Origin of the sequence: Kosakonia sp. LAM2021, from assembly GCF_016620385.1 — a bacterium.
GTDB classification, from domain to species: Bacteria; Pseudomonadota; Gammaproteobacteria; order Enterobacterales; family Enterobacteriaceae; genus Kosakonia; species Kosakonia sacchari.
Genome location: NZ_JAENHT010000003.1, coordinates 161,944 through 176,040, shown reverse-complemented (window position 1 = coordinate 176,040; position 14,097 = coordinate 161,944). Strand labels below are relative to the sequence as shown.

At 53.8% G+C, this 14,097-nt stretch carries 20 protein-coding genes; 13 read left to right on the top strand and 7 right to left on the bottom strand.

All coding sequences use genetic code 11. The features are described 5' to 3' along the window. Positions 1-37: 37 nt before the first annotated feature. Positions 38-448 carry a DUF2946 domain-containing protein gene (locus JKP81_RS09590; protein ID WP_200551567.1) on the bottom strand — a complete coding sequence of 137 codons (411 nt, stop codon included), beginning with the start codon at positions 446-448 and terminating at the stop codon, positions 38-40. Between the two features lie 346 nt (positions 449-794). Here JKP81_RS09590 and dcuC point away from each other — a divergent pair, with 346 nt between their 5' ends. From dcuC to uspG, 4 genes are all read left to right on the top strand, one after another. Beyond that, positions 795-2,171: an anaerobic C4-dicarboxylate transporter DcuC gene (gene dcuC, locus JKP81_RS09585; protein WP_200551566.1), complete on the top strand. Its 1,377-nt coding sequence runs from the start codon at positions 795-797 to the stop codon at positions 2,169-2,171. A 97-nt stretch (positions 2,172-2,268) separates the two neighbouring features. Then, positions 2,269-3,072 (top strand): ribonuclease I, encoded by an 804-nt coding sequence (rna, locus tag JKP81_RS09580; protein WP_200551565.1) that lies wholly within the window; start codon positions 2,269-2,271, stop codon positions 3,070-3,072. A gap of 138 nt (positions 3,073-3,210) precedes the next feature. Next, positions 3,211-3,621 (top strand): nucleoside diphosphate kinase regulator, encoded by a 411-nt coding sequence (gene rnk / locus JKP81_RS09575; RefSeq protein ID WP_200551564.1) that lies wholly within the window; start codon positions 3,211-3,213, stop codon positions 3,619-3,621. 149 nt (positions 3,622-3,770) lie between these two features. Next, a complete protein-coding gene (uspG, locus tag JKP81_RS09570) occupies positions 3,771-4,199 on the top strand; it encodes a universal stress protein UspG (protein WP_200551563.1) in 429 nt (142 codons plus the stop codon). 80 nt (positions 4,200-4,279) lie between these two features. Here uspG and ahpF read toward each other — a convergent pair whose 3' ends face one another. Both ahpF and ahpC read right to left on the bottom strand, forming a co-directional pair. Further along, positions 4,280-5,845 (bottom strand): alkyl hydroperoxide reductase subunit F, encoded by a 1,566-nt coding sequence (ahpF, locus tag JKP81_RS09565; RefSeq protein WP_200551562.1) that lies wholly within the window; start codon positions 5,843-5,845, stop codon positions 4,280-4,282. Between the two features lie 241 nt (positions 5,846-6,086). Next, entirely contained in the window at positions 6,087-6,650 is a 564-nt protein-coding gene (gene ahpC, locus JKP81_RS09560) for an alkyl hydroperoxide reductase subunit C (RefSeq protein WP_162379580.1), read from the bottom strand. A 367-nt stretch (positions 6,651-7,017) separates the two neighbouring features. Here ahpC and dsbG point away from each other — a divergent pair, with 367 nt between their 5' ends. Beyond that, on the top strand, positions 7,018-7,764 hold the full coding sequence (dsbG, locus tag JKP81_RS09555) for a thiol:disulfide interchange protein DsbG (protein ID WP_200551561.1): 747 nt from the start codon (positions 7,018-7,020) through the stop codon (positions 7,762-7,764). Between the two features lie 39 nt (positions 7,765-7,803). Here the strand turns inward: dsbG and JKP81_RS09550 are convergent, their stop codons facing one another. Next, entirely contained in the window at positions 7,804-8,964 is a 1,161-nt protein-coding gene (locus JKP81_RS09550; protein WP_200551560.1) for a pyridoxal phosphate-dependent aminotransferase, read from the bottom strand. Between the two features lie 116 nt (positions 8,965-9,080). On the opposite strand from JKP81_RS09550, the gene JKP81_RS09545 reads away from it, so the two are divergent. The 3 genes from JKP81_RS09545 to JKP81_RS09535 are packed head-to-tail and all read left to right on the top strand — an operon-like array spanning position 9,081 to position 10,920. Further along, complete coding sequence (locus tag JKP81_RS09545; protein ID WP_200551559.1) at positions 9,081-9,695, top strand: methylthioribulose 1-phosphate dehydratase; 615 nt, start codon at positions 9,081-9,083, stop codon at positions 9,693-9,695. Next, a complete protein-coding gene (gene mtnC, locus JKP81_RS09540) occupies positions 9,692-10,381 on the top strand; it encodes an acireductone synthase (protein WP_200551558.1) in 690 nt (229 codons plus the stop codon). The genes JKP81_RS09545 and mtnC overlap by 4 nt, the downstream gene beginning before the upstream one ends. After that, a complete protein-coding gene (locus tag JKP81_RS09535; RefSeq protein WP_200551557.1) occupies positions 10,378-10,920 on the top strand; it encodes an acireductone dioxygenase in 543 nt (180 codons plus the stop codon). The genes mtnC and JKP81_RS09535 overlap by 4 nt, the downstream gene beginning before the upstream one ends. Positions 10,921-10,995: 75 nt before the next feature. Here JKP81_RS09535 and JKP81_RS09530 read toward each other — a convergent pair whose 3' ends face one another. Both JKP81_RS09530 and JKP81_RS09525 read right to left on the bottom strand, forming a co-directional pair. Beyond that, a complete protein-coding gene (locus JKP81_RS09530; RefSeq protein WP_200551556.1) occupies positions 10,996-11,169 on the bottom strand; it encodes a hypothetical protein in 174 nt (57 codons plus the stop codon). A 111-nt stretch (positions 11,170-11,280) separates the two neighbouring features. Beyond that, complete coding sequence (locus tag JKP81_RS09525) at positions 11,281-11,460, bottom strand: hypothetical protein (RefSeq protein WP_200551555.1); 180 nt, start codon at positions 11,458-11,460, stop codon at positions 11,281-11,283. Between the two features lie 127 nt (positions 11,461-11,587). Between JKP81_RS09525 and JKP81_RS23705 the strand changes: the two genes are divergently transcribed. From JKP81_RS23705 to JKP81_RS09510, 4 genes are all read left to right on the top strand, one after another. Continuing rightward, positions 11,588-11,710: a hypothetical protein gene (locus tag JKP81_RS23705; protein WP_255563088.1), complete on the top strand. Its 123-nt coding sequence runs from the start codon at positions 11,588-11,590 to the stop codon at positions 11,708-11,710. Then, positions 11,700-12,017, top strand: a complete 318-nt coding sequence (locus JKP81_RS09520) for a hypothetical protein (RefSeq protein WP_200551554.1) — start codon at positions 11,700-11,702, stop codon at positions 12,015-12,017. The genes JKP81_RS23705 and JKP81_RS09520 overlap by 11 nt, the downstream gene beginning before the upstream one ends. Before the next feature lie 202 nt (positions 12,018-12,219). Continuing rightward, positions 12,220-12,489: a DUF1778 domain-containing protein gene (locus tag JKP81_RS09515; protein ID WP_020456982.1), complete on the top strand. Its 270-nt coding sequence runs from the start codon at positions 12,220-12,222 to the stop codon at positions 12,487-12,489. A gap of 3 nt (positions 12,490-12,492) precedes the next feature. After that, entirely contained in the window at positions 12,493-13,014 is a 522-nt protein-coding gene (locus tag JKP81_RS09510) for a GNAT family N-acetyltransferase (RefSeq protein WP_200551553.1), read from the top strand. Positions 13,015-13,035: 21 nt separating this feature from the next. Here the strand turns inward: JKP81_RS09510 and JKP81_RS09505 are convergent, their stop codons facing one another. Further along, positions 13,036-13,263, bottom strand: a complete 228-nt coding sequence (locus JKP81_RS09505; RefSeq protein WP_200551552.1) for a helix-turn-helix domain-containing protein — start codon at positions 13,261-13,263, stop codon at positions 13,036-13,038. Positions 13,264-13,481: 218 nt separating this feature from the next. On the opposite strand from JKP81_RS09505, the gene JKP81_RS09500 reads away from it, so the two are divergent. Next, positions 13,482-14,054: a DUF1349 domain-containing protein gene (locus JKP81_RS09500; RefSeq protein ID WP_200551551.1), complete on the top strand. Its 573-nt coding sequence runs from the start codon at positions 13,482-13,484 to the stop codon at positions 14,052-14,054. The last annotated feature ends 43 nt before the right edge of the window (positions 14,055-14,097 follow it).

Genomic DNA, 14,097 nt, shown 5'->3' with positions numbered 1-14,097 from the left:
CAATGAAATTAATGAAATTCAATGCATTAACAGGTTTTTATTCACGGAACCGGCAAAAACGAATCGTTGCCGGCGGGCCTATCGCAGGAGGGGTTAACGACCATCCGTCATGCGCGACGGAGGCACAAGCCGGTTCCGCGACCGCCAGCGTCAGCGAAACGGGCAGCGCCACCAGTGAAGCGTGATCGGTGTCTTTTTGCGCCAAATCCGGGACACAATGTTTTTCGCATAGCGGCGTTTTCATGATGTCCATTTGCGGCGCACTGTCAGACATCGCCATTCGATGGTCCATATGCTGAACCATCACATTTTCACCCTGCACGCTTAAATCACAGTTATGCGAAGCAATCGCTACCTGGCTTTGAATAAGCAGCCAACCAAACGCCATCAGCAGCATCAACAGATGCCGCTTAATAAAGCGTAATCGGTATAGCCAGCCTGCGTGCATAACGTCGCCATGGGGGAAAGAAAAGTAACGGCGAGTATAAGCAGCATCTTTTTTATTTTTAAAGTGTTTTTTAACTAATTTACGTCCGGAAATAAAATACAACCAAAACCATTAAATAAATTAACCTATCAGCATCTTTTAAATAACAACCCCATCATTTCCAATTAATACCGTTTATCGCTTAAGCAGTATTAATTAAGTGGAGTGATAACAATTTGACGCGATTATTCGCTCAACACATCGCTTTGTTGATTTTAATCATCTACCCGCTGGCTATTATTCGGCACATTGCGTTGCCAGTTTTTTTACTTACTTTTCATTCAGGTCAACCTCCGGGGCCAACAACATGTTATTAACACTCATTGAACTGCTGATAGGCGTGGTGGTGATTGTCGGCGTGGCGCGCTACATCATCAAAGGCTACTCAGCTACCGGCGTACTATTTGTCGGCGGTCTGGCGCTATTAATTGTCAGCGCACTGATGGGCCACAAAATATTACCCGGCAGCGCCGCCAGCACTGGCTATAGCGCTACCGATATTGTCGAATACATTAAAATCCTGCTGATGAGCCGTGGTGGCGACCTCGGCATGATGATCATGATGCTGTGTGGTTTTGCCGCTTATATGACCCACATCGGTGCTAATGACATGGTGGTGAAGCTGGCTTCGCGCCCGCTGCGCTTTATCAACTCGCCTTACCTGCTGATGATTGCCGCCTATTTTGTCGCTTGCCTGATGTCGCTGGCAGTCTCTTCCGCAACCGGCCTTGGCGTGCTGTTGATGGCGACCCTGTTCCCGGTGATGGTAAACGTGGGCATTAGCCGCGGTGCGGCAGCAGCGATTTGCGCCTCTCCGGCAGCAATCATTCTTTCGCCAACTTCCGGTGATGTGGTGCTGGCCGCGAAAGCCGCCGAGATGCCGCTTATCGACTTCGCGTTTAAAACCACCCTCCCCATCTCTATCGCGGCGATTATTGCCATGGCGATTGCGCACTTTTTCTGGCAGCGCTACCTGGATAAAAAAGAGCATATCGTCAGCGAAATGCTGGATGTGAAAGACATCACCACCAGTGCGCCCACGTTCTACTCCATTCTGCCGTTTACGCCGATTATCGGCGTGCTGATTTTCGACGGCAAATGGGGCCCGGAACTGCATATCATCACCATTCTGGTGATTTGCATGTTGCTGGCGGCAGTGCTGGAATTTTTACGTGGTTTCAATACGCAAAATGTCTTTTCCGGGCTAGAAGTGGCTTATCGCGGTATGGCTGACGCATTTGCTGGCGTGGTGATGTTGCTGGTCGCCGCCGGGGTTTTCGCCCAGGGTTTGAGCACCATTGGCTTTATTCAGAGTCTTATTTCGATTGCCACCTCGTTCGGTTCGGCGAGCATCATTTTGATGCTGGTGCTGGTCACGCTGACCATGCTGGCGGCAATGACCACCGGCTCCGGTAACGCGCCGTTCTATGCCTTTGTCGAGATGATCCCGAAACTGGCGCATGAGTCAGGTATCAATCCGGCTTACCTGTCGATTCCGATGTTGCAGGCGTCCAACCTCGGGCGCACCATCTCTCCGGTTTCCGGTGTGGTGGTTGCCGTGGCGGGGATGGCGAACATTTCGCCTTTTGAAGTGGTGAAACGGACATCGGTGCCGGTGATCGTCGGCCTGATTGTGGTGATCATCGCGACCGAAGTATTGGTTCCGGGCGTAGCAGTACATTAATTTATAAACACCATTAATGAAAAAGCGCCTGCCCGGCGCTTTTTTTATGGTTTAATAACGCATGGCAATTACCCGGATACATCCATCAGGAACTGATATGTTTATAAAGGGACTCTTCACCTGCGCAAGCCTTGCCGCAACACTGTTCTCCGCCGCTTATGCCGCACCGCTCAAGCCCACACAGTATGGTGACTTTGACCGCTATGTTCTGGCGCTCTCCTGGCAAACCGGTTTTTGCCAGAGCCTGCATGCGCAAGGTCGCAATGAGCCGGATGAATGCCGACCGCAAAAAGAACCCGCTAACAAAGCCGATTATCTGACCGTGCATGGTCTGTGGCCAGGTCTGCCAAAATCCATCGCCGCGCGCGGCGTCGACGATCGCCGCTGGATGCGCTTCGGCTGTGCCACGCGTCCGATTCCAAATATGCCAGAGGCGAAAGCCAGCCAGAAATGCGCCGCTGCGGAAACCGGCCTGTCGCTGGAAGTTGCCAACAAACTCAACGCCGTCATGCCGGGCGCAGGCAGCACCACCTGCCTTGAGCGCTATGAATATGCCAAACATGGCGTCTGTTTTGGCTTCGATCCGGATGACTATTTCGGCGCGATGGTACGCCTGGACACCGAAATCAAACAGAGCGCACTCGGCCAGTTTCTGGCAGATAATTACGGGAAAACCGTCACCCGCGAGGCATTTAACGCAGCCGTCGCGAAAGCGTATGGCGATCAAAGCGTAAAAGCGGTGAAACTGACCTGTAGCGGCAACCCGGCGTGGCTGACGGAAATGCAGATAGCCATCAAAGCCGACGCGATAAACGCCCCGCTCGCGGCAACATCTTTACTGCCGCAGCCGCATCCCGGCAACTGTGGAAACAGCTTCGTCATTGATAAAGCGGGATACTGAAAAACCATAATTCCGGCAAATGTGCGCAACATCACTTCACAGCACGCTGTCGTGTCAGTATCATCCCTTGTAGACAAACCCTCGCTGCCAGTCGGCGAGGGTTTTTCTTTGGATCAATCACCTGACATGGAGTACCAGATGTCCAGACCTGCCATTATCATTAATGAGCGAGACGCCGAGCGCCTCGACCGTCTGCTTGAGCAGCCCGCTCACGCTAACCTGCCGGTCGCGGATGCGCTAAATGAAGAGTTGGATCGCGCCCAGATGTGCGCGCCAGAAGCGATGCCACACGATGTGGTAACCATGAACAGCACGGTAAAATTCCGTGAGCTGAAAAGCGGCGAAGAGCGCGTGCGCACGCTGGTTTATCCGGCGAATGTGACCGACAGCGCCAGCCAGCTTTCGGTGCTTGCGCCTGTCGGCGCAGCGCTGCTGGGCTTGCGCGTTGGCGATACCATCCACTGGGAACTGCCAGGCGGCACCACCACCGACCTTGAAGTGCTCGAACTGCTGTACCAGCCCGAAGCCGCAGGCGATTTCATGCACTAAGCCCCGCCCTGCGTTATTGTGCAGAGGATGCGCCCGCATCCTCTTTCCGTTCCCGCCCGTTTATTCTTCAGATTTGCCATCCAGGCAGCAAAATATTCTTCCCGTTTATGATTCAATCAGAAGGACATAACCTACAGGGAGAAGCGTTTATGTATCAGACAATCATTATGCCGGTCGATGTTTTCGAAATGGAGTTAAGCGACAAAGCCGTGCGTCACGCTGAATTTCTCGCTCAGAGTGAAGGCGTCATCCACCTTTTGCATGTATTACCCGCCTCCGCCAGCCTGAGCCTGCACCGTTTCGCCGCTGATTTGCGCCGTTTCGAAGAGCATCTGCAACAGGAAGCGCAAACGCGCCTCAGCACCATGGTCACACATTTCCACATCGATTCGTCACGCATTCATATTCATGTCCGTTTTGGCAATGTGCGCGATGTGGTCAATGAGCTAGCCGAAGAGTTGAGCGCCGATATGGTGGTGATTGCCTCGCGCAATCCTTCCATCTCCACCCACCTGCTCGGCTCGAATGCCGCGAATATTGTGCGCCACGCGCACATTCCGGTGCTGGTGGTCAGATAAAGGCGCTAAGGCGTAAAAAAAGAGGCTACCAATGGTAGCCTCTTTACATTTGCAGGTATTGTTTACTTTCTTATTTTTGCTTACGCAGTTTTGGTGCGGATAAGGTAGTCAAACGAACTCAGAGACGCTTTGGCACCTTCACCCGTGGCAATAATGATCTGTTTGTACGGCACCGTGGTGCAGTCGCCCGCGGCAAACACCCCTTTCACGCTGGTTTCGCATTTCGCGTCGATGATAATTTCACCCATGCGGTTGCGCTCAATCGCGCCTTCCAGCCAAGTGGTATTCGGCAGCAAACCAATCTGCACGAAAATCCCCGCCAGCGCCACGCTGTGCACATCGCCGCTCACACGGTCGCGGTATTCAAGGCCGGTCACTTTGCTGCCGTCGCCTTTCACTTCGGTGGTCTGCGCGTTCAGAATAATGTCGACGTTTTTCAGGCTGCGCACTTTATCCTGCAATACCTGGTCAGCTTTCATTTCCGGGGCGAATTCGAGCAATGTCACATGCTCGACAATCCCCGCCAGATCGATAGCCGCTTCCACGCCGGAGTTACCGCCGCCGATCACCGCCACGCGCTTGCCTTTAAACAGCGGGCCGTCGCAGTGCGGGCAGTAAGTTACGCCTTTGGTGCGATACTGATCTTCGCCCGGCACATTCATGTTGCGCCATTTCGCGCCGGTGGCAATGATAATGCTGCGTGCTTTCAGCACCGCGCCGGAGGCGGTTTGGATCTGATGTAGACCGCCTTCCACCGCTGCCGGAACCAGCTTGCTGGCGCTCTGGCTGTCAATCACATCAACGTCGTAATCCGAGACGTGCGCTTTCAGCGCGCCCGCCAGTTTCTGGCCTTCGGTTTTCGGCACAGAAATGTAGTTTTCGATATCAACGGTATCCAGTACCTGACCGCCGAAACGCTCGCCCATCAGGCCGGTACGAATGCCTTTACGCGCTGAGTAAACCGCCGCTGCCGCACCCGCCGGGCCGGAACCGACAATCAGCACATCGTAAGCGTCACGTTTGTTCAGCTCTTCCGCCGCGCGTTTTTCCGCGCCGGTGTCGATTTTGGCAACGATTTCGCTCAGCGTCATACGCCCCTGGCCGAACTCCTGACCATTCACAAACACCGCCGGAACCCCCATCACGTTGCGATCGGTAATTTCGTTCTGGAACGTACCGCCATCAATCGCCGTGTGCTTGATACGCGGGTTCAGCACCGCCATCAGGTTCAGCGCCTGCACCACGTCCGGGCAGTTATGGCAGGAGAGCGAATAGTAGGTTTCAAACTCAAAATCGCCGTCGAGATCGCGGATCTGCTCCAGCAAAGCCTGCGTCTCTTTTGACGGATGACCACCGGTCCACAGCAGCGCCAGCACCAGTGAAGTAAATTCGTGGCCCAACGGCGAACCCGCAAAACGCGGGCCGGTATTCGAGCCAGGGTTGGTAATCAGGAATGACGGTTTACGCACCGCCAGGCTGTTGTCTTCTTTAAAGGAGACCTTGTCTGACAGTTCAGCGATTTCGCCCAGCAGTTCTCTGATCTCTGCTGATTTCGCGCTGACGTCCAGCGTAGCAATCAGCTCAACAGGTTTGGTGAGTTTCTCAAGATAGGCTTTGAGCTGGGTTTTCATAGTAGTGTCGAGCATAACGTTCTCCCTTAAAACATCATCATGCAAGCCGAATTGTTTAAGGCTGCATCAATGCAACTTGCATCATGGTGCTGAATAAAACGGGCACTCAAAAGTACCCGTTTGCCAGATAATTTCCCCAGTATTTCGCGCCAGAGCAAGGCGGCTAGCCTGAGAGTCCCCGGGAGCTTACACCAGTAAGTGACCGGGGCTAGCAGGCGACGCCAACGCCGCTATGGCGTGAAAGACGACAGGAAATTTAGATTTTGCCAACCAGATCCAGGGACGGAGCCAGCGTCGCTTCACCCTCTTTCCATTTCGCCGGGCACACTTCACCTGGGTGAGAAGCCACGTACTGTGCTGCTTTGATTTTACGCAGCAGGTCAGATGCGTCGCGGCCGATGCCTTCAGCGGTGACTTCGATAGCCTGGATAATGCCCTGCGGGTCCACAACGAAGGTGGCACGATCGGCCAGACCTTCATCTTCACGCATGTTGTCGAAGTTACGGGTCAGGGCGCCAGTCGGGTCGCCAATCATCGCATATTTGATTTTCGCGATGGTTTCGGAGCTGCTGTGCCACGCTTTGTGGGTGAAGTGGGTGTCGGTGGAAACAGAGTAAACGTCCACGCCCAGTTTCTGCAGCTCGTCGTAGTGGTCAGCCACGTCGCCCAGTTCAGTCGGGCATACGAAGGTGAAGTCAGCCGGGTAGAAGAAGAAGACGCTCCAGCGGCCTTCGGTATCTTTCTCGGTTACTTCGATGAACTCGCCGTTTTTGAACGCCTGGTTTTTAAAAGGTTTAATCTTGGTATTAATTAAGGACATCTATACTTCCTCCGTGTTTTCGTTGGGGTGTAAGTTAACGAACTTTGATTGATTGGGCTAATGCGTTTGCTTTATCAAATCAATAAGTGTTAGCTAACAACCCACATCGAGCAACCTTGTGAACGGCTGAATTGCCAAAAGTAAAAAGGCCACCGCGACGGGTGGCCTCGATACCTGAAATACCCGTGGGTAACTTCAGCGCCAGCAAGCTGGCTTTGCGTTGCGCTCATAACCTGTTGGTCATCAAGCGTTGTTGATTACAACACTGCGGACACGTGAGAACAATGCCTTACCCGGCGGTCTTACCGATAGTTGTGATAGGTTTTCTCTACCCTTGCTCTTTCCCACTGTTTTTATAAGGATTTTTATGCTCAAGCGCCTGTTAATGCTGACCCTGCTCCCGCTGACTCTGCACGCCGAAGAACTGCCCGCGCCGGTAAAAGCCATTGAAAAGCAAGGCATCACCATCATCAAATCCTTCGACGCACCGGGCGGCATGAAAGGCTATCTTGGCAAATATCAGGAGATGGGCGTCACCATTTACGTCACGCCGGACGGCAAACACGCCATTTCCGGCTACATGTACGATGACGCGGGCACCAACCTAAGCGAAAAGCTGATCGCCAAAGAGATTTACGCCCCGGCAGGCCGTGCGCTGTGGCAGCAGATGGAAAAAGCCGACTGGCTGCTGGATGGCAAAAAAGAGGCACCGCGCGTGGTGTACGTCTTTGCCGACCCGTATTGCCCGTACTGCAAACAGTTCTGGCAGCAGGCGCGCCCGTGGGTGGAGTCCGGCAAAGTGCAGATCCGCACGTTGCTGGTTGGCGTGATCAAACCGGAAAGCCCGGCGGCCGCGGCAGCGATTATGAGCGCAAAAGATCCGGCGAAAAGCTGGCACGACTTTGAGCAGTCGAACGGCAAAATGGCGCTGACGTTACCGAAAAGCGTACCGCCGGAAATGATGAAAAAGCTCAACATCAACCAGAAAATCATGGACGATCTCGGTGCGAACGCCACGCCTGCCATTTACTACATGAATGAAGACAATGTGTTGCAGCAGGAAGTCGGTTTGCCGGACGCGGAAAAACTGAACACGATTATGGGCGAGAAATAAAGCAGTCACGGCGGCGCAGCCAGCACCGCCGTTAACCTGTTACAGCTTACACAGGCGCTCTGCCGCCGCCAGCAGCGTCGATTCCTGTTTCGCGAAGCACAGACGAATCAGTTTGTGCGGGAAAGGATCGGCGCAGAACACCGACAGCGGGATCGCCGCCACGCCCACCTCTTTCGTCAGCCACTGGCAAAAACTCACATCATCCAGATCGGAAATGGCGCTGTAATCCGCCAGCAGGAAGTAGGTGCCTTCACACGGTAAAATCTCCAGCTTGCTGTGGCTGAGCGCATTGACCAGCACATCGCGCCGCGCGCGGTAAAATTCCGGTAGATCACGATAATGTTCCGGCGCGGCGCGCAGCATATCCGCCAGCGCCAGCTGCGCCGGGGTATTCACCGAGAACGTCAGATATTGATGCACTTTGCGCAGCTCCGCGCTAATCGCGGCAGGTGCCACGCAGTAGCCCACTTTCCAGCCGGTCATATGGTAGGTTTTGCCAAATGATGACACCGCCACCGCCCGCTCGCGCAATTGCGGATGCGCCAGCACACTGGCATGCCCCTCTTCGGCAAAACAGATGTGCTCGTAGACTTCATCGCTCAGCACATAGATTTCGCGTTCGGCAATTGCCTGCCACAACGCAGCGAAATCCGCCTTTTGCCACACCGTCGCCGACGGGTTGTGCGGCGTGTTCAGAATCACCAGCCGCGTGCGATCGCTCAGCAGCCCCGCAAACTGCTGCCAGTCGACGCGAAAATGCGGCGGTTGCAGCGCAATGCGTTTCAGCACCCCGCCGGAAAGCTCGACCGCTGGCGCGTAACTGTCATAGCTCGGATCAAAGCAGATCACCTCATCGCCCTGGCGCACCAGCGCAGTAATCGCCGCGTACAACGCTTCAGTCGCCCCGGCGGTGACGGTGATATCGGTATTCACATCCGGTTTATGCCCGTACAGCTCGGCTGTTTTATCGGCAATCGCTTCGCGTAGCGCCTGCACACCGGTCATGGGCGCGTACTGATTCGCCCCCTGCGCCACGTGGAACGCTAAACGCTCCTGCAAATAGCGCGGGCCGTCGAAATCCGGGAAGCCTTGCGACAGATTAATCGCCTGATGCTGCTGCGCCAGGGCGCTCATTTGTGTGAAGATGGTGGTGCCAAGCGTGGGAAGTTTACTTAGTGGAATCAGTGCGTTATTGCTCATTATTATCTGCCTGCCTGTGATACGCGTGTTGCCGCCACTATAACACGATGCTAGTATTTGGCAATCAAGACGCTTAGACGTCTATACGATAACAATATTCCTTATAAGGAAGGGTGATGACAGACAACCTGCAACTCCAACAACTCGTTGCCGCCTGCCACTGGATCGGCGCGAAAGGCTGGGCACCCGCCACCGGCGGGAATATGTCGGTTCGCCAGGACGCCGACTGGTGCTGGCTGAGCGAATCCGGCAAAGACAAAGGCAGCCTGACCACGGCGGATTTTTTGCAGGTGTCGATTGCCGATAACCATGCCCCTTCCGGCCGTAAACCTTCGGCGGAAACTGGCCTGCACACCCTGATTTACCGTCTCTATCCGGACGCCAACGCCGTATTGCACGTACACACCGTGAACGCGACGGTGCTGTCACGGGTGGAGAAATCCCCTGTCCTGCTGCTGAACGGTTTTGAGATGCAAAAATCCCTGAGCGGTCAGACCTCGCACCTGGACACCGTGCCGGTGGCCATTTTCGACAATGACCAGGATATCGACGCGCTGGCTGCACGCATCGCCGCCTATGCGCAGACTCACCCATTGCGCTATGGTTTTCTGCTGCGCGGCCACGGGCTGACCTGCTGGGGGCGTGATGTCGCCGAAGCCCGTCGCCATCTGGAAGGGCTGGAATTTTTATTTGAATGCGAAATGCAGCGTCGCCTGCTGGAGAGACCATGATCCGCGCTATCGTTACCGATATTGAAGGCACCACCAGTGACATCCGTTTTGTGCATAACGTCCTGTTCCCTTACGCCCGCGAACGCCTGGCGGCGTTTGTCACGGCGGAGCAGTACAACGAGCCGGTGAGCACCATCCTGGATAACCTGCGGGAAGAGATCGCCCGGCCACAAGCCAGCACCACCGAACTGATTGAGGTGCTGTTTGCTTTTATGGATGAAGATCGCAAATCAACGGCGCTGAAAGCGTTGCAGGGCATTATCTGGCGCGACGGTTATGTGAACGGTGATTTCAAAGGCCACCTCTACCCGGACGTGTTGCCCCAGCTTGAGAAATGGAAAGCACAGGGCATTGATCTGTATGTATATTCCTCTGGCTCGGTTGCGGCGCAAAAACTGTTATTTGGCTACAGCGACGAAGGTGATATTACTCCTCTGTTCAGCGGGTATTTCGACACGCTGGTTGGCGCGAAACGCGATGTGCAGTCGTACCGTAATATTGCGACGCAGATTGGGCTGCCGCCCGCGGCCATTTTGTTCCTCTCCGATATTCACCAGGAGCTGGACGCCGCCGAAGCGGCAGGTTTTCGCACCACACAACTGATTCGCGGCGATGATGACGCAGCCAGCCATCATTACCAGGTTCCCTCTTTCAGCAACATTAAGCCGGAGCAGATCCCTTCATGAGCGCACTGACGATTTACACCGATACCGATGCCAGCACGCCAGTGTGGCACAGCACCGACGCCGCAGAGATCCAGCAAAAACTGAACGCCAAAGGTGTGCGTTTTGAACGCTGGCAGGCCGACCGCGATCTCGGCGCAACCCCGACACCGGAGACGGTGATTACCGCTTACCAGCACGCCATCGACAAACTGGTGGCCGAAAAAGGTTATCAAAGCTGGGATGTGATCAGCCTGCGCGCCGATAACCCGCAGAAAGAGGCGCTGCGCGCCAAATTCCTTAACGAACATACGCATGGCGAAGATGAAGTACGCTTCTTTGTCGAAGGCGCGGGTCTGTTTTGCCTGCACATCGGTAGCGACGTTTACCAGGTGCTGTGCGAGAAAAACGACCTGATTTCCGTCCCCGCCGGAACCCCGCACTGGTTTGATATGGGCTCAGAGCCGAACTTCACGGCGATCAGGATTTTTGATAACCCAGAGGGCTGGATCGCGCAGTTTACCGGGAGTGATATTGCCGAAGGGTATCCGCGGTTGGCGTGATAATAAGGCTCCTTTCGGAGCCTTATTTTAAGATTTTATGGTGGCGATTTAACCATAATCCTGGCGTGTAAAAGATCACTTTTTCTGTATGTCACGTCGATCCAATTCCCTGCGTAACAGCCGCTTGATCCACCCTGCTTTGTTGTCGTCGCCGTCTTCTTTCATCGCTATTGCCAGCCTTTCTGACAGATCAGCATCCAGACGGAGTTGCACCACGTGCCTTTCTTTTTGGTTGTCTTTGATTGACATCAACGCTCATCCCTGCGGGTATTTCGTGCTAAGACTCAATGCACACCCATATCCTAAAATTTAAAAAACGACCCAATTAGATTTATAACCAAAGAGCCGGACTTTTTTATATCATTGCTTCAACTCAATCCCTTTCGCCTGCAACTCTTTCCTGATTATCCGCTTAATCCACGCAGAAAGCGTTGCGTCTCCATCCGCTTTCAATGCCTGCTGCATTGCTTCTTCCAGCGCAGGTTCTACACGCAGCGCGATCTGTTTATTGCCCTTTTTTTTGAATGATACAGTTGACATGTGTCAGACACCATTTTAGAGTAGCGATGTAAGCAAGTGTATGACACTTGTCTTACTAAAACAACGAAGCCCACAGGTGCTACCAACACCTGCGGGCCTCTAACCACATCATTACTGGAGGTAATGTATGGCTGTTGCCAATAATATCACGCATGGGTATTTAAAGCCCAACCCCTTCTCAATTAACGCTTTTGTTTGTCTTTCTGCTGTTCGTTTCTCCGCTTTGCCGGAGGTGCGCTATGCTGCCTGACACCGATATCCTCTCTTCCGAACTGCGCGATATTTTTCGCAAACTGGATACCTCAAACCTGAGCGAAGAAGAGATGCTGCAACTGGCGAACGGTTGCGAAGATCACATCGCAGGACTTTGCCACGGTCTGCACTTTTTGGGCAAAACCTTCGTCTCATTTGCAGACAGCGACGTGCTGGAGTTTTCCCGCGAAAGTCTCTGCCAGTTAGGTCATGGGTTAAAGACCACTGCAACGCTGCTTCCTGCGCTGATGGAGCTTCATCAAATGACTGAGCGGAAAATCGCCGCAGAAGAGTATCTAATCTAACCCACAAGGCTCCCACTACGCGCAGTTAACGCTTTTGGGAGCCTGCTCGGTTTTTCATTTTCCACGCCTTGCGATTAGCCCCCGTTTTGCGTTGCAATTCGCGCTGTCCAATCTTATCCTTGTGTACGGATTATATCCGTACACAAGCTGACAAGATTATTGGTAGATCTGCATAAAGCAGGCTGCCTGGGAGAGTAACGCTATGCCCGCACTGAAAAAACAGCGCATCGATCTGCGATTGACCGACGAGGATAAAAAAATGATTGAAGAAGCGGCGGCAATGACCAACCAGACGATCACCCAATTTCTGGTGAGCAGCGCCTCGGAACGCGCCGCAGAAGTGATTGAACAGCATCGCCGTCTGGTTCTGAATGAAGCGTCATGGAACCGGGTGATGGATGCTATCGAAAACCCACCCGCACCGAATGACAAACTTAAACGCGCCGCAAAACGTCTGCAAAACAGGGAGTGAATCGTGGACAAGTTGACCATTGAGATGTTCTCAGGAGAGACAGAGTATGAAACGGGTGGTTTTGATTGTGGTGAGATCTCGCTCAACACCTTTTTAACCCAGCATCTCAAGCACCAGCACAACGGAAAAATTTTACGCGCCTATATCCTGCAAACAACAGCTTCCAGGCCGCGCGTTTTTGGTTATTACACGTTGTCGGGCGGGAGTTTCGAGAAAGAGCAACTGCCAACCAAAACGCAGCAAAAAAAAGTGCCTTACCGCACTGTTCCGTGCGTGATGTTGGGTCGTCTGGCTATCGATAAATCACTCCAGGGAAACGGCTGGGGAGAAATGCTGGTCGCACATGCCATGCACGTGGTTTACAACGCCTCACTTGCTGTCGGTGTCCATGGATTATTTGTCGAGGCGCTCACGGACAGTGCCAAAAATTTTTATGAAAAACTGGGCTTCATTCCGTTAGCTGCTGGCAACCAACATTTGCTGTTCTATCCGACAAAATCTATTGAGTGCCTGTTTGAAGAGTGAACGCTCTCCAGCCATAGCGAATTACCCTATACCCTTCATTATCTCCTCTGGCTCCAGCCCTACCAGTCTCGCCAGGTGGACAAATTCCACCACATCCAGCCTTCTCTCGCCTTGCTCGATTTTGGTGATAAAGGATTGTGGGCGACCAGGTGCTTCGGCAAGTTTCGCCTGCGTGATACCCCGTGTTTTGCGAGCTTTTTTAAGCGCCGTGATAACGCGTCGGTACCCTTGCGCATAGACAGATGTCATTTGCCAAACTCCTTTTCACACTTTCGAAACGGTTTCTTCCTCTCTCTTTTGCATCGCAACGCTTGCTACCTGTTAACGCTACCTCATTACTCCCCGCCGCGCCTTTCTTGCCGCGAAACATTTGTGATCTCTGCGTAATAGGCCGCACCCCGCGCTGGCAATCTCCCCCGCCACCAGCAACACTCTGTAAGCCGCCAGCACACATAAAGGAGCAAAACATGACGAGTGATTTTTACTGGATCAACGAACCGCAGCAGTGGCGCGAAACGCAGGGCAAAATTGAAGTGGTGACCGATGGCAGCACCGATTTCTGGCGCAAAACCTGGTACGGATTTGAGCGCTTCAGCGGTCACGGTTTTGTGCGCGATGTGACGGGGGATTTCACCTTTCAGGTGCGGATTCAGGCGCGGTTTTCCGAGCTGTATGACCAGGCGGGCGTGTTGTTGGTCGCGGACGAGCAGAACTGGCTAAAAGTCGGCATCGAATTTAACGATGGCGCGCCCGCCATCGGCAGCGTGCTGACGCAGGGTTATTCGGACTGGGCGACCGGTATTTTCCCCGGTGACGCGGGCGATTTCTGGCTGCGCCTGAGCCGCAAAGGCGACGCGCTACGGCTGCAATACTCCACCGATGGTCGCATCTGGCCGCTGCTGCGGCTGTGCCATTTTCCCCACTCGCGTTGCGCGGTTGGCATGATGTGCTGCACACCGGAACGCAGCGGTCTGGAAGTGGTCTTTTCTGAAATGGCGCTCACGCCGCTGCTGGAGAAAGATCTGCACGACTTGAGCTAGTTTCTCCATGCTTCCACCGAAGATCACCGTTTCGTTTCCCGTC

Bases quoted from the DNA above. Each gene is read 5' to 3' on its own strand.
- JKP81_RS09590 (WP_200551567.1), bottom strand. From the start codon at position 448: ATGCACGCAGGCTGGCTATACCGATTACGCTTTATTAAGCGGCATCTG.
- dcuC (WP_200551566.1), top strand. From the start codon at position 795: ATGTTATTAACACTCATTGAACTGCTGATAGGCGTGGTGGTGATTGTC.
- rna (WP_200551565.1), top strand. From the start codon at position 2,269: ATGTTTATAAAGGGACTCTTCACCTGCGCAAGCCTTGCCGCAACACTG.
- rnk (WP_200551564.1), top strand. From the start codon at position 3,211: ATGTCCAGACCTGCCATTATCATTAATGAGCGAGACGCCGAGCGCCTC.
- uspG (WP_200551563.1), top strand. From the start codon at position 3,771: ATGTATCAGACAATCATTATGCCGGTCGATGTTTTCGAAATGGAGTTA.
- ahpF (WP_200551562.1), bottom strand. From the start codon at position 5,845: ATGCTCGACACTACTATGAAAACCCAGCTCAAAGCCTATCTTGAGAAA.
- ahpC (WP_162379580.1), bottom strand. From the start codon at position 6,650: ATGTCCTTAATTAATACCAAGATTAAACCTTTTAAAAACCAGGCGTTC.
- dsbG (WP_200551561.1), top strand. From the start codon at position 7,018: ATGCTCAAGCGCCTGTTAATGCTGACCCTGCTCCCGCTGACTCTGCAC.
- JKP81_RS09550 (WP_200551560.1), bottom strand. From the start codon at position 8,964: ATGAGCAATAACGCACTGATTCCACTAAGTAAACTTCCCACGCTTGGC.
- JKP81_RS09545 (WP_200551559.1), top strand. From the start codon at position 9,081: ATGACAGACAACCTGCAACTCCAACAACTCGTTGCCGCCTGCCACTGG.
- mtnC (WP_200551558.1), top strand. From the start codon at position 9,692: ATGATCCGCGCTATCGTTACCGATATTGAAGGCACCACCAGTGACATC.
- JKP81_RS09535 (WP_200551557.1), top strand. From the start codon at position 10,378: ATGAGCGCACTGACGATTTACACCGATACCGATGCCAGCACGCCAGTG.
- JKP81_RS09530 (WP_200551556.1), bottom strand. From the start codon at position 11,169: ATGTCAATCAAAGACAACCAAAAAGAAAGGCACGTGGTGCAACTCCGT.
- JKP81_RS09525 (WP_200551555.1), bottom strand. From the start codon at position 11,460: ATGTCAACTGTATCATTCAAAAAAAAGGGCAATAAACAGATCGCGCTG.
- JKP81_RS23705 (WP_255563088.1), top strand. From the start codon at position 11,588: ATGGCTGTTGCCAATAATATCACGCATGGGTATTTAAAGCCCAACCCC.
- JKP81_RS09520 (WP_200551554.1), top strand. From the start codon at position 11,700: ATGCTGCCTGACACCGATATCCTCTCTTCCGAACTGCGCGATATTTTT.
- JKP81_RS09515 (WP_020456982.1), top strand. From the start codon at position 12,220: ATGCCCGCACTGAAAAAACAGCGCATCGATCTGCGATTGACCGACGAG.
- JKP81_RS09505 (WP_200551552.1), bottom strand. From the start codon at position 13,263: ATGACATCTGTCTATGCGCAAGGGTACCGACGCGTTATCACGGCGCTT.
- JKP81_RS09500 (WP_200551551.1), top strand. From the start codon at position 13,482: ATGACGAGTGATTTTTACTGGATCAACGAACCGCAGCAGTGGCGCGAA.